Annotated in this window: 11 protein-coding genes; 6 read left to right on the top strand and 5 right to left on the bottom strand. The window is 73.0% G+C overall.

Annotated features, from left to right (window positions below; all coding sequences use genetic code 11):
- Positions 1 to 171 precede the first annotated feature (171 nt).
- On the top strand, positions 172 to 1,551 hold the full coding sequence (locus tag ACIA8F_RS36185) for a transcriptional regulator (RefSeq protein WP_399385280.1): 1,380 nt from the start codon (positions 172 to 174) through the stop codon (positions 1,549 to 1,551).
- A 127-nt stretch (positions 1,552 to 1,678) separates the two neighbouring features.
- Positions 1,679 to 3,037: a hypothetical protein gene (locus ACIA8F_RS36180; RefSeq protein WP_399385279.1), complete on the top strand. Its 1,359-nt coding sequence runs from the start codon at positions 1,679 to 1,681 to the stop codon at positions 3,035 to 3,037.
- Between the two features lie 88 nt (positions 3,038 to 3,125).
- Here ACIA8F_RS36180 and ACIA8F_RS36175 read toward each other — a convergent pair whose 3' ends face one another.
- Positions 3,126 to 4,481: an ABC transporter substrate-binding protein gene (locus ACIA8F_RS36175; protein ID WP_399385278.1), complete on the bottom strand. Its 1,356-nt coding sequence runs from the start codon at positions 4,479 to 4,481 to the stop codon at positions 3,126 to 3,128.
- 231 nt (positions 4,482 to 4,712) lie between these two features.
- Here ACIA8F_RS36175 and ACIA8F_RS36170 point away from each other — a divergent pair, with 231 nt between their 5' ends.
- Entirely contained in the window at positions 4,713 to 5,159 is a 447-nt protein-coding gene (locus ACIA8F_RS36170) for a hypothetical protein (protein WP_399385300.1), read from the top strand.
- A 19-nt stretch (positions 5,160 to 5,178) separates the two neighbouring features.
- Positions 5,179 to 6,054, top strand: coding sequence for a formyltetrahydrofolate deformylase (gene purU, locus ACIA8F_RS36165; protein ID WP_399385277.1), 876 nt, complete (start codon positions 5,179 to 5,181; stop codon positions 6,052 to 6,054).
- 56 nt (positions 6,055 to 6,110) lie between these two features.
- Here purU and ACIA8F_RS36160 read toward each other — a convergent pair whose 3' ends face one another.
- Entirely contained in the window at positions 6,111 to 7,448 is a 1,338-nt protein-coding gene (locus tag ACIA8F_RS36160; RefSeq protein ID WP_399385276.1) for a maleylpyruvate isomerase N-terminal domain-containing protein, read from the bottom strand.
- A complete protein-coding gene (locus ACIA8F_RS36155; protein ID WP_399385275.1) occupies positions 7,445 to 8,023 on the bottom strand; it encodes a sigma-70 family RNA polymerase sigma factor in 579 nt (192 codons plus the stop codon). The genes ACIA8F_RS36160 and ACIA8F_RS36155 overlap by 4 nt, the downstream gene beginning before the upstream one ends.
- 320 nt (positions 8,024 to 8,343) lie before the next feature.
- On the opposite strand from ACIA8F_RS36155, the gene ACIA8F_RS36150 reads away from it, so the two are divergent.
- Positions 8,344 to 8,862 carry an EF-hand domain-containing protein gene (locus ACIA8F_RS36150; RefSeq protein WP_399385274.1) on the top strand — a complete coding sequence of 173 codons (519 nt, stop codon included), beginning with the start codon at positions 8,344 to 8,346 and terminating at the stop codon, positions 8,860 to 8,862.
- A 79-nt stretch (positions 8,863 to 8,941) separates the two neighbouring features.
- Here ACIA8F_RS36150 and ACIA8F_RS36145 read toward each other — a convergent pair whose 3' ends face one another.
- Positions 8,942 to 10,189, bottom strand: a complete 1,248-nt coding sequence (locus ACIA8F_RS36145; protein WP_399385273.1) for a hypothetical protein — start codon at positions 10,187 to 10,189, stop codon at positions 8,942 to 8,944.
- Positions 10,190 to 10,405: 216 nt separating this feature from the next.
- Positions 10,406 to 11,959: a class I adenylate-forming enzyme family protein gene (locus ACIA8F_RS36140; RefSeq protein WP_399385272.1), complete on the bottom strand. Its 1,554-nt coding sequence runs from the start codon at positions 11,957 to 11,959 to the stop codon at positions 10,406 to 10,408.
- 206 nt (positions 11,960 to 12,165) lie between these two features.
- Here ACIA8F_RS36140 and ACIA8F_RS36135 point away from each other — a divergent pair, with 206 nt between their 5' ends.
- Complete coding sequence (locus ACIA8F_RS36135) at positions 12,166 to 13,374, top strand: amidohydrolase family protein (RefSeq protein WP_399385271.1); 1,209 nt, start codon at positions 12,166 to 12,168, stop codon at positions 13,372 to 13,374.
- Positions 13,375 to 13,379 lie beyond the last annotated feature (5 nt).

Genomic DNA, 13,379 nt, shown 5'->3' with positions numbered 1-13,379 from the left:
CGGGCTGGGGAGCATCGATCCTGCATGCGGGGCGCATAGGTGCATCGCGGGGGGCGCGTAGGAGGCCGGGGCGCCGGAGGTGGGTAACGACAGGACGCAATGGGGAAGATTCCCCGCACATCAGGCGGGAAGTGATCATTCGAACGATCACCCGCGTCTCTGGGGGTTTTCATGGCAGCCAGGCCTCTCGTCGCCCGCCAGCCGAACGAACGGCTGCAGGCGCTCATCCAGGAAGCCGGGTGCTCCAATGCCGGGCTCGCCCGGCGCGTCAACATGTGCGGGGCCGAGCACGGCCTCGATCTCCGCTACGACAAGACCTCCGTGGCCCGCTGGCTGCGCGGCCAGCAGCCGCGCGGCCGGGCCCCCGGGATCATCGCCGAGGCGCTGGGCCGCAAGCTGGGCCGGACCGTCACCATCGACGAGATCGGCATGGCCAACGGCAAGAACCTCGCCTCCGGCGTCGGCCTCCAGTTCTCCCCGACCGTCATCGGAGCGATCGAGCAGGTCAGCGAGTTGTGGCGGAGCGACGTGGGCCGGCGCGACTTCCTGTCGGGGTCGAGCGTGGCCTCCTCGGCGCTGGTCGAGCCGAGCCGCGACTGGCTCATCACCGGGGCCGACGCGCAGGTCGCGCGCAGCGGCGGCTCCCGGGTGGGGATGTCGGACGTGGAGGCGGTACGGGCCACCACGCAGGCGCTGAAGGACCTCGACCACCGCTTCGGCAGCGGGCACGTGCGCCCGGTGGTCGTGCACTACCTCAACTCGGTGGTCTCCGGCTTGATCGGCGGCTCGTACCGGGAGCCGGTCGGCCGGGCCCTGTTCGCGGCGGTCGCCCGGCTCACGGAGCTGGCCGGCTACATGGCGGTGGACACCGGCCAGCCGGGCCTGGCCCAGCGCTACTACATCCAGGCGCTCCGGCTCGCGCAGGCGGCGGGCGACCGGGCGTACGGGGGCTACGTACTGGCGGCTTCGATGAGTCACCTCGCCGCCGAACTGGGCAATCCGAGGGAGATCGCGCAGCTGGCGAGGGCCGCTCAGGAGGGGACGCGGGGCCAGGTCACTCCCCGGGTGGAGGCCATGTTCTACGCGGCGGAGGCGCGGGGCCACGCGCTGCTCGGTGACGCGCGCGCGACGGCGGTGCTGTCCTCGCGGGCGCTGACGGCGCTGGAGCGGGCGGAGCCCGAGTCGGGGGACGACCCGGAGTGGATCCGGCACTTCGACGGGGCGTACCTCGCGGACGAACTGGCGCACTGCCACCGGGACCTGGGGCAGGCCGAAGCGGCGGCGAGGCGCGCCGAGGAGGCGCTGCGGGACCTCCCGGCGGGCAAGGCGAGGCGCCGGGCGATCGGGCTGCTCCTGCTGGCGGCGGCGCGGGTGCAGCAGCGCGAGGTGGAGGCCGCCTGCCAGACGGCGACGCAGGCGGCGGAGGCCCTGTCGGGCATCCGCTCGCACCGCGGGGCGGTGTACCTGGAGGACTTCCGTACCCGCCTGGACCCCTACCGGGAGGAACCGGCGGCCCGGGAGTTCACGGCCCGCCTGGAGCCGGTCGGCTGACCCGGGCACCCGGCCACCGTGTCCGCTACGGCCTGCGGCGACCAGGCCGACACTGGCAAACTCGGCGGGGAACTGTAGCGTGAGCCGACGGTTCCGTAGACGCGGACAGGTCGGAGAGGGAGTTCCGGTGACGGAGAGCGGACAGGGCGGCAGCCCGCAGGGAGGCGAGCCGTGGGGCGCGCCGGTGCCCGCGCAGCCGCCGACGCAGCCGCCCGTGCAGCCCGGCGGCGAGCCGGAGTACCTGTACGGACAGCCCTCCTACGGCTACCCCGCACCCGGCGGCCCCGCCTACGGCTACCCGCAGGGCCACGTCGTCGGCCCCGGCTACGAGGGCCCGGGCGAGCCCCACGGCTACGGCTACCCGCCGCTGCCGGAGGCGGCCACCCAGTACATACCGCCGGTCCCCGCGGCCCCCGGGCACGAGGAGGCGGCCACCCAGTACATCGCGCCGGTCCCGGCGGCCCCCGGGCACGGCGAGGCGGCGACCCAGTACATACCGCCGGTGCCCGCGGCCCCCGCGCACGGCGAGGCGGCCACGCAGTACATCCCGCCGGTCCCGGCCGCCCCCTCGTACGAGGAGGCCGCCACGCAGTACATCCCGCCGGTCCCGGCCGCGCCCGCCGATCCCGCGGCCGGCTTCGACGGGCTGTTCCGGGGGGACGCCCCGCAGACGCAGCAACTGCCGCCGGTCCAGGAGCCGGTGCTCCGCCGGCCGCCGCCGCAGCAGCGCCCGCATCCGCAGCAGCAGCACCAACAGCCGTACGTGCAGCAGCAGTACGCGCCGCCGCCGCAGCAGTACCAGCAGCAGCCGCCGCACTACCAGGGCCAGGGCCAGGATCCGGCGCCCGCGTCCCGCAAGGTCTCGCCCGCGATCATCGCCGCCGTCGTCATCGGTCTGGCCGTCGTCGGGCTCGGGGTCGGCGCCGTGCTCAGCGACGGCAAGGCGCAGAACAACGACCCGGCCGCCGTGGCCCCCACCCCCGCCCCCGGCAGCTCCGCCGCGGACAAGGGCGAGGCCCCGCTGGACCCCGCGCAGCCGCAGGCGGTCCAGCTCGACAAGCTCCTCGCGGACAGCAACGACAGCCGGGCCGCGGTGATCAAGGCAGTCGAGGACATCAAGGGCTGCAGCAACCTGGACCAGGCGGCCGTCGACCTGCGCGACGCGGCCCGCCAGCGCGAGGAGCTGGTGACCCGCCTCCAGGAGCTCAAGGTGGACAAGCTCCCGGACAACGCGAAGCTCACCGCGGCCCTCACCAAGGCGTGGAAGTCCTCCGCCGAGGCCGACAACAGCTACGCGTCCTGGGCGGACGACCTCAAGTCGGACGGCGACAAGTGCAAGGACGGCAAGGCCAAGTCGACCGGCAACGCCTCGGACGGGAACAAGGCGAGCGGTGACGCCACCCGGGCGAAGGAGAACGCGTCGGGGATGTGGAACGCCATCGCGGGCAAGTACGGCCTCACCAAGCGCGACAAGAGCCAGCTGTAGGACGGGGCCCCGCCCTGGCGGGGCGCCCCCTGGCCCGGACCGGCCCGGACCGGCCCGGACCAGCCCGGCCCGGACCGCCCTGGCCCGACTAGCTCGAACGGGGCGCCTGCTCCAGGGTCTTGGTCATGTCCAGCGACTGCTCGACGCCCGGCTGCGCCACCAGGCGGCCCTGCTGGACGATCTGGAAGTGGACCCGCCCGTTGACCATGCGGGGGAAGCCGGAGACGGCGCGCATGTCCTCGTAGCGCCAGCTGAGGTCGGGGGTCAGACCGCCGGTCTTGACGGGGGCGGACTGGTTGAGCTTGCGGGTGAGGGTGCGCCCGGTGATGTCCTCGCCCTCCTTGAACCCCTTCACCATCTCGCTGAACACCGTGTACGCGATCCAGGTGGTCTGGGCCCCGCTGTCGTCGGGGTCCACGGCGTTGTCCCCGAAGGCGTGGTCGGTGATCACGTTGCGCATCTGCGTCCACAGCGGGTCGGTGGAGACCGGGTACCAGCTCGTGACGTACGCGCCCTCGAAGGGGCTCTCCTTGCCGCCGGTGCGGTCGACCAGGGCCTGGCTGACCGAGCCGAGCACCGAGGAGACCTGCGGCTTGCGGTTCTGGGAGTCGGCGCGCCGGAAGGCGTCGAAGAAGGTCTCGGTACGGGCGCCGAGCACGGCGGCCACGCAGCCCTTCTCCTTGCCGTCCTTCGCGGAACCGGAGCCGTCCTTCGCCGAAGCGGCGCCGCCCTTCGCGGGGGCTCCGGGGGAGGAGGCCGCCAGCGCCTCGCCGGCCTGGGCGGACAGGTCCGCGGAGTCCTCGGCGGCCCGGATGTCGCTGGCCTCGCCCATCTGGTTGGCCTTGAGGCCGGCGTTGAGCTGGAGGGGCAGGGAGTCCCCGGCGAGGGTGTCGGGGCGGACCAGGGCGACCTTGGCGCAGGAGCGGCCCAGCTGGTGGCCGGCGCCGGCCACCAGGACGGGCTGGCCGCCGTTGACGGGGTAGGACAGCGGGGACTGGAACTCCTCGGCGGAGACCCCGTACCCGCCGATGAACGGGATGCCCTCGGCTTCCAGCGGGGCCAGGAAGGCGCGCCCGTGCTGGCTGTAGGAGCCGATGACGGCGACGGCCTTCTCGGTGACCGCCTTGCGGGCGCAGTCCGCGGCGCCGGTGGGCGTATTGCGCTCGTCACAGGTCAGGACCCGGAGCTTGCGGCCGTTGATGCCGCCCTTGGAGTTGACCCAGCGCTCGTAGGCCTTGGCCATGCCCGGCATGCCCGGCATGTTGGTCGCCGCGGACTCCACCGGGGCGAAGGTCATGACCGTGAGGGTGTCGGCGCCCCCGGAGCCCCCCGAGCCTCCGGGGAGCGCCCCGCAGCCGGCGACGAGACACGCGCCCATCGCCATGGCCGTGGTCCGGGCCAGAAAGGTGCGGGAGAGTGCTGCTGCGCATCGCCGGGTGGTCATGTGCATGCACCATTCCGCGCCCCGGGGAACTGACGTGTGTGGTGTGCGCAACATCGGGTGACGCCCAGGTGAATTACGGGTGGCCCCCACACGGTGAGTGAGCGCCGGGCGGGTCCGGGCCGCCGGGTCCGGGCGCCTCAAGATCACGCCGGACGGGAACGTACGATCGAAAGCGTGACATTCGCCCAAGGTTCGAAGAACTCTTCCCGCCGCGGCGGCCGCTCCTCCACCATGGGCGGCATGCCCCTCAACGACATGCCGTGGTGGCGCTGGCGCAGCAACGTGCGCTCGGCGCTGCACATGCTCTCCGACCCCGCGTTCCAAGAGGACACCTGGCTGGCCGGCGCCGAGGGGTACGGGGACGTCACCGACGCCGTGTACCGCCTCGTCGAGGACACCTGGCTCGACAGCTGGTCCGCGGACAAGTACGTCGGCACGATCTTCCGCGACGCGCAGGAAGCGGCCCTGGTGGACCTCGCCGTGCTGCGCGTGCTGCGGATCATGCACCAGATCGGCCCCGACGCCCCCGTCTCCGGCTACCTGGAGCACCACGCCTGGCCGGAGGCGGTACGGGCCGCGCGCGAGGCCCACGTACGGCTGGCGACGGCGGACGGGGACGACCCGGACGCACGGCCGCGCTCACTGGACGTCCTGAGGATCCTCACGCGCGCGGTGTGATGTGGAAGGCTGTGGGGTCATGAGCGACGACCCGCAGCCCCAGGCCACGCAGCAGTACGTACTGACCCTCTCATGCCCGGACAAGCAGGGCATCGTGCACGCCGTGTCCAGCTATCTGTTCATGACCGGGTGCAACATCGAGGACAGCCAGCAGTTCGGCGACCGCGACACCGGCCTCTTCTTCATGCGGGTCCACTTCGCGGCCGAGGCTCCGGTGACGGTGGAGAAGCTGCGGGCCAGCTTCGCCGCGATCGGCGACACCTTCCGGATGGACTGGCAGATCCACCGCTCCGACGAGCGCATGCGGATCGTGCTGATGGTGTCGAAGTTCGGGCACTGCCTCAACGACCTCCTCTTCCGCCACCGGATCGGCGCGCTGCCGGTGGACATCGCGGCGGTCGTCTCGAACCACACCGACTTCGAGGAACTGGTCGGCTCCTACGGGGTCCCGTTCGTGCACATCCCGGTGACGAAGGACACGAAGGCGGCGGCCGAGGCGCAGCTGCTGGAACTGGTGCGGGCCGAGCGGGTCGACCTCGTGGTCCTCGCCCGGTACATGCAGGTGCTGTCGGACACCCTGTGCAAGGAGCTGAGCGGGCGGATCATCAACATCCACCACTCGTTCCTGCCGAGCTTCAAGGGCGCGAAGCCGTACCACCAGGCGCATGCCCGGGGCGTGAAGCTGATCGGTGCGACCGCGCACTACGTGACCGCCGACCTGGACGAGGGCCCGATCATCGAGCAGGAGGTCGAGCGGGTGGGGCACGAGGTCACCCCCGACCAGCTGGTGGCGATCGGGCGGGACGTGGAGTGCCAGGCGCTGGCGCGGGCCGTGAAATGGCACAGCGAGCACCGGGTGCTGCTGAACGGCACCCGGACGGTCGTCTTCACGTAACCGCCCCGGCAGCCGCCCGCATGCGGCTGCAGCCTCCTGCAGGTGGCTGGATGCGGCTACATCCGGCTCAGGGAGGCCGCCGCGAAGAGGACGTCGCGGATGGCCTCGCGGTCGCCGTTCTGGCCGACCGCGGCGTCCTCCGGGGAGATGTGGCCCGCGGCCAGCTGGCAGAATTCCACGCCGTCCAGGGCGATCCGGGCCACCGTGTGGTCCGGTGAGGGCTTCGCCGCGGGGGAGTCCAGGGCGATGTCCCAGCCGCCGCCTCCCGCACCCTCGATCTCCAGGTGCAGGGTCCGGCCCGGCGCCCCCGCCGCGACCAGCCCGCGGGCCGGCGCAGCCAGTCCCGCCCGCCGGCGTCCGGCCAGGGCCGCCGGCAGGAGCCGGGCCGCCAGGTCGATCATCCGGTTCAGGTGGGGTGCGGACGGCGGCTCGTACGGGTAGTCCACCGCCTCCGCGATGTCCACGGCGTGCACCCAGCACTCGAAGGCCCGCTCCAGGAAGGCGTCCCCGAGGGGCAGGGCGAAGGGGCCGTACTCCACGTCCAGTTCGGCCACGCCGCGCCCGGCGAAGGACACCGTGCGCACCAGGGTGTGGCCCTGCTCCCGCCACGGTTCGCGGACCCGGCGGGTGGTCGGGTACGGGGAGTCCCCCCAGAACCGTTCCGTGCGCGCGGTCGGGGTGTCCGTGGACGCCTCGGGGCCCAGGGGGTCGTCCAGGCCCAGCGCGGCGGCCACGAGGCCGTCCACCGCCAGGAGGTGCCCGATGACCCCGGCCACCGTGGTCCGGCGCGTCTGGCGGCATTCCTCCTCGAACCACTTCAGCCGGACCGGGGTGTGCCACTCCGCGTCCCCGAAGTCCCGCAGCAGCGCGTCGAGCCGGGCCGTCTCGGTGTCGTACGGGCTCGCCCACACCGGGACCGGGATGCGGGCGGGGCGCTTGCCGAGGCAGTCCTCCAGCACGCGCGAGCGCAGCAGCGGTTTGAGGTCGAGGGTCTCCTCCGGGTGCAGCAGTCCCACGGCGTCGCGCAGCCGCAGCGCCTCCTCGGCGCAGGGTGCGCATGCGGTGAGGTGGTCCTCGACGGCCTGGGTCTCGTCGGCGGAGCAGGCCGCCAGGGCCCATGCGCCGAGCAGGGACTTCAGTACGGCGTGGGTGGGCGGCGGCGCGGCCGGGACCGGCTCGGGGGCGGGCTCGGGCTCGGCGGGCAGCGGCGCGGGCGGGACGGGGTGGTCGGTGACCTCCGGGTACTGCGTGTACCGCGCGTCGACGATGTCGTCGAGGGTGTCGAGGTCGTCGGCCGCCCCGCGCGGGCCGGGTATGCGCGCCGGGCCGGCCGGGTTCCGGGACGGCTCGGGCAGCTCGTACTCTTCCTCGTCTTCGCCGAAGGGGCTCGTCATCGGGCGGATCCAAATCCGGAGGGGCCGTACCCGGGCGGCACGGCGTCGTCGCGCGGGACGGCGTTGGCCGTGGACAGGAGCTGCAGGCCCAGGCGCAGCCGGCGCCGGGCCTCGTCCTCGCTGATCTGGAGGTCGGCGGCGGTCTGGCGGTAGTCGCGGCGCTTGAAGTAGGCGAGTTCGAGCGCGGCCCGCAGGGGTGCGGGCATGGAGGTGACGATGAAGTCGGCGCGGGCGGCCGCGTTGGCGCTGCGCACCTTCTGCTCGAGTTCCTCGCGGGAGCCGCGGCCCAGTTCGGCCTGGCGCAGGCGGGCCACGGCCTGTCCCTGGGTGATGCGGGCGACCCAGGAGCGCATGGAGCCCTGCTTGGGGTCGTAGGCGTCCGGGTTCTCCCAGATGTAGCCGAAGACCTCGCGGGTGACCCGCTCCGCGGCCGTCTCGTCGTTCAGGACCCGGTGGGCGAGGCTGTGCACCAGCGAGGCGAAGCGGTCGTACAGCTCTCCGAGCGCGGCGGCCTCGCCGCGGGCCAGGCGCTGTTGCATGCGGCGGTCCCAGCGCGGTGGTGCGTCCTTCGGCATCGTGCCCCCAGCCGGATTCCGGTTTCGCAGCCGTGTGTCGACCACTCGAATGTAGTGGGCATCCAGCGGTGTGCGCCCGTTTTGCCAGAACCTCGTCCCGGAAGTGCGCCCTGCGTGATACGGGCGTCGCACGGGGTGAACGCGGATGTCGGGCCGTGCGGATGGGTACACGCGTACGCGCCCCACCGCGCTCCTCGTGCGCTGGTTCGATGCGGCCACCTCCTTGCCCGCTTCGCTTAACGCGCAGGCCACGTAGGCCTTACGCTCCTGTCCTGTCTTGAACTGCACCCCACCGCACACGTGAAGGCGGAACGCCGAAAATGGACAGCGCAGAATACGAGCGCAAGATCGCCGCCCGCTTCGCCACCTTCGACCAGGACGGGTCCGGGTATATCGACCGGGAGGACTTCAGTACGGCGGCCAAGGCGGTCCTGGCCGAATTCGCCGTGGCTGCCAGGTCCGACAGGGGCCAGGCCGTCTTCGCCGGCGCCGAGGCCTTCTGGCAGGGCATGGCCGGCATCGCGGACGTGGACGGGGACCAGCGGGTGTCCCGCGAGGAGTTCATCACGGGCGCGGCCAAGCGGCTGCGGGACAACCCGCACCGGTTCGCGGAGATCGCCCGGCCCTTCCTGCGGGCGGTGATCGCGGCGGCCGACTCGGACGGCCTCGGCGCGACCCCGGCGGCGACGGCGCGCGTGCTGCGCGTGCTGGGCACCCCGGAGGAACTGGCCGGCCCGGTCGCGGCGGCCCTGGACGCGGACGGCGACGGCCGCATCACGGAGGACGAGATCCTGGCGGCCTTCGCCGGCTACTGCGGGGTGGCGGCGCCGGACGCCTAGCCGGACGCACGGGCCCGGGGGCTGAGCCCACCCGGGCCCCGGGCACCCCGGCCCGCCCCGTGCCGGCCCGCCGCGGGCGTCACCTGCGGCGGCCCTTGCCCCGGGCCGCCTTGGTCCTGCGCTCGCTCCCGGCCTTGGGGGCCACGACGGCCCTGAGCAGGGTCTCGTACTCCGAGGGGCGGGCCGCGAACTCCGTTTCGGCGGCGAGCCCGCTGGGGTCGGCCCCGTGGCCGCGCAGCAGGTCTGCCGAAGCCTGCGCGAAGGACAGCTCCGCGCCCTGGCGGCGGGCCGCCTCGGTGAGCACGCGCAGTGCTTGGGCCGTGGCAGGGGCCGGGCCGCGCTCGTGGCCGGATCCCGCGTCGGACAGCAGCGGCTCGAGCCGAGCGGCCAGGACGGCGCCGGTGCGGGCGGCCTCCAGGGCCTGCGGACCCGCCTCCAGCAGCACCCACAGGGAGACGAGCAGCCCGGTGCGGGCCGGCCCCGGGCCGAGGGCGTCGAGCCGGAACTCCGGGCCGATGTCGCGCCGTAGGGGGATCCAGGCGTCCCGAACCGCCGCCACGGCCGCCCGGTAGTCGGCGCCCGCCAGCACGGCGGCGTCCCGCAGCCCCTCCGCCCGCCGGATGACCTCGCGGTCGGCGGAGTCGAGCCGGGACCTGGACCACGGCGTGGTCCGGATCCGGGTCCGGGTCTGGGACCGTGCCCGCGCCTGGGCCTGGGCCAAGGGCCGGGCCAGGGACTCGGGCAGGGACCAGGCCGAGGCGAGGGACCCGGCCAGGGAGCGGGGCAGGGCCAGGCACCGCGCGGCACACCGGGCCAGGAGTCCGGGCCGGGCCGGGACCCGAGGCCGGGCCGGGACCCGGGCCGGGGGTGAGGGGTGGTGGCGGGGCCCGGGCCGGTGCGGGTTCCGGGACCGCGCGTGGATGGTGCCGGCGGTGGCGGCGACGGTCAGGAGCAGGCCGCCCAGGAGGAGCCCGTTGGAGAGGCCGGTGCCGCCGTCGGACTCGGTGAGCGAGTACAGGTCTCCCTCGCGCGGGCCTTCGGTGATCACCCACCCGGTGTCCCAGCCCTCGTCGTACCCCTCCCGGTAGTACGGAGCCTTCAGCATGCCGTCCCGCTTCGGGTCGCACCGGTACGGCCCCTCGCGCCACTTCTTGCTGCCGGGGTCGGTCCACCGGACCGTGCACGCGCCGGCCTCGTCCTCGTGGAGGACGATCAGGTCGGTCTGCCGGGTCTCGGGCGGTCCACCGGCCAGGTGCACCGCGAACGAGCAGCCGATCAGCACCAGACCGGTCAGCAGCGTCCACCGGATCCAAGGCGTACGTCTCATCGGGCTCTCCCCCACGTCGCCCGGCGCCGGCGTCGCGGCGCGAAGAGGCCAGACTGCGCCCTCGGTGCCGGGGCGGACAATGCCGGAACCGGGCAGTCGTGGAGGGCCGTTGCCGGGGACTTCCGGCAGTCTCGTGGCGACCCGGTCCGGCCCCGCCCGCCCCAGCCCCGCCCCGCCCGGCCCGGCCCACGGTCTCGGTCCGGCCCGCCGCTTCCGCTACGCGAAGCGTTCGCGGAGCTTGTACTTGAGGACCTTGCGCAGGGCGTCGTTGCGGGGCAGGGCCTCGACCAGTTCCAGTTGCTCCGGGAGCTTGTGCGGGGAGAGGCCCTGCGCGCGGAGGTGTGCGGTCACCTCGGGCAGGGTCAGGGGGGCCGCGCCCGGGGGCTGTTCGACGACGGCGCAGACGCGTTCGCCGCGCTCCGGGTCGGGCAGGCCGATGACGGCGACGTCGGCCACGCCGGGGAGTTCGTGGAGCAGGTCCTCGATCTCCTTCGCCGAGATGTTCTCGCCCTTGCGGATGATGACGTCCTTGCTGCGGCCCGTCAGCACCAGGTGGCCGTCCTCGGTGAGGTGGCCGAGGTCGCCGGTGATCAGGTAGCCGTCGGCGTCGAAGACCCCGGCGTTCTCCTCCCGTCCGAGGTATCCCCGGCAGACCGCCTCCCCGCGCAGGCGGACCTCCCCGTCGGTGTCCGGCGGGAGGAGGGTCCCCTCCGGGGTCGTGATGCGGATGGACATGCCTTCCGGCGGGCGGCCCTCCGTGGTGGCGAGGTTCTCGGGGGTGTCGTCCGGGGCGCCCATCGTGATCATGGGGACCTCGGTCATGCCGTAGCCGTGGGTGAGCTGGCAGCCCAGTTCGCGGACGACCGCGTGGTAGATCTCCGGGGGCTTCGGGGCGCCGCCGCCCGCGAGGAGGCGCAGGGTGGGGATGAGCTTGGCGGACGGGTCCTTGCGCTGTTCGGTGAGGAACATCGAGTAGAAGGCCGTGGAGCCGCCGGCGACCGTGACCCCGTGGCGCCGGTAGCCGTCCAGGGCGTCGGGCATCGCGAACTTCTCGAAGAGGACCGCGGGGAACCCGTAGAGCAGCAGCATCACCGTGTAGTCGGGTCCGGCGATGTGGGCGAACGGGAAGGCCATCGAGCCGACGTCGTCCGGTGACAGGTGCAGGGCGTGGGCCAGGCAGGAGCCGCCCGCGATGAGGGAGCGGTCCGTGTGCAGGACGCCCTTGGGGTCCGAGGTGGTGCCCGAGGTCCAGTAGATCCACCGGACGGATACGCCCTCCTCCGGGGGCGGGGGGAGCACCGCCGGGTCGCCCGTCGGGAGCGCGTCGTAGGCCTCGAAGATCCCGTGCGCGCCGAGGCGGTGCGCCATCGCCGTGTGGTCGAAGCCGCGCCAGACGCCGGGGACGGCGAAGAACTCCGCCTTCGACTCGCGCAGGGCGAAGCCGACCTCGCGGTCCCGGTAGAAGGGGATGACGGGGGTCTGTACGGCGCCGATGCGGGCGAGGGCGACCGAGAGCAGCACGGTCTCGATGCGGGTGGGGAGCTGCCAGGCGACCACGGTGCCGGGGCGCACGCCCATGCCGTACAGGCCGGCCGCGACCTGCTCGGAGCGGTCCCGCAGTTCGGCGAAGGTGAGCCGGCGGTCGGCCGCCGGGTCCTCCGCGGCCTCGATGAGGACGGGGGCGTCGGGGGTCAGGGCGGCCCGCCGGGCGATCAGGTCCCAGAGCGTGCGGGACCGGCTGAGTTCGACTGCGGTGCTGTTGTCCGTCATCCCGGACCCGCCTCCCGTTGGCCGCCACATGGACCTGACGGATAGTCAGATCAAGCGCAGAGCGTAGGGCGCGGACGCTTGTCGGTCCAGGGGTGGGGAGCTAGCTTGGTTCCAGATTTCTGACGCTCCATCAGATTCGGTATCGGGTGCGGCATCGGATTCGCCATCGGATTCGCCATCGGGTCCGGCATCAGCGAGGGGACATCATGGAACTGCCTCGGATCATCAGCGTCGACGACCACGTCATCGAACCGGCCCACCTCTTCGACGTGTGGCTGCCGGCCAGGTACCGCGACCGCGGCCCCAAGGCGCTCACCGCCGGCATCGGCGAACTCGCCTACACCGGCGGCAAGTACGTGATCACCATGGACCCCGACGGCCCGCCCACCGACTGGTGGATCTACGAGGACCTGAAGTTCCCGTACAAGCGCAACATCGCCGCCGTCGGCTTCGACCGGGACGAGATGACCCTGGAGGGGATCACCCGGGAGGAGATGCGGCGCGGCTGCTGGGACCCCAAGGCGCGCCTCCTCGACATGGACCTCAACCACGTCGAGGCCTCCCTGTGCTTCCCGACCTTCCCGCGCTTCTGCGGGCAGACCTTCGCCGAGGCCAAGGACAAGGAGGTCGCGCTCGCCTGCGTGCGCGCCTACAACGACTGGATGGTCGAGGAGTGGTGCGGGGACAGCGGCGGCCGGCTCATCCCGCTCTGCATCATCCCGCTCTGGGACATCGACCTGGCCGTCGCCGAGATCCGCCGCAACGCCGCGCGCGGGGTGCGGGCCGTGACCTTCTCCGAGATCCCCACCTACCTCGGGCTGCCGTCCATCCACTCCGGCTACTGGGACCCCTTCTTCGCCGTCTGCCAGGAGACCGGCACCGTCGTCAACATGCACATCGGGTCCAGCTCCCAGATGCCCGCTGCCTCCCCCGACGCCCCGCCCGCCGTGCAGGCCGCGCTCAGCTTCAACAACGCCATGGCCTCGATGATGGACTTCCTCTTCAGCGGGGTGCTCGTCAAGTTCCCGACGCTGAAACTGGCGTACAGCGAAGGGCAGATGGGCTGGATCCCGTACGCCCTGGAGCGCGCCGACGACGTGTGGCAGGAGCACCGGGCCTGGGGCGGGGTCAGGGACCTGATCCCCGAGCCGCCGTCCACGTACTACTACCGGCAGATGTTCTGCTGCTTCTTCCGCGACAAGCACGGCATCGCCTCGCTCGACGTCGTCGGCCGCGACAACGCCACCTTCGAGACCGACTACCCGCACGTGGACTCGACCTTCCCGCACACCAAGGAGGTCGCCCTCGACCACGTCAAGGGTCTCGATGAAGAAACCGTATACAAGCTCATGCGCGGAAATGCCATCCGCATGCTCGGACTTGACTTCGACAAGGACCGGCGGACGGGGCGGTAGGCGCA

Origin of the sequence: Streptomyces sp. NPDC051563, assembly GCF_044454225.1 — a bacterium.
GTDB lineage: Bacteria > Actinomycetota > Actinomycetes > Streptomycetales > Streptomycetaceae > Streptomyces.
The sequence above is the reverse complement of the archived record's forward strand: the minus strand, read 5'-3'. Positions and strand labels throughout refer to the sequence as shown.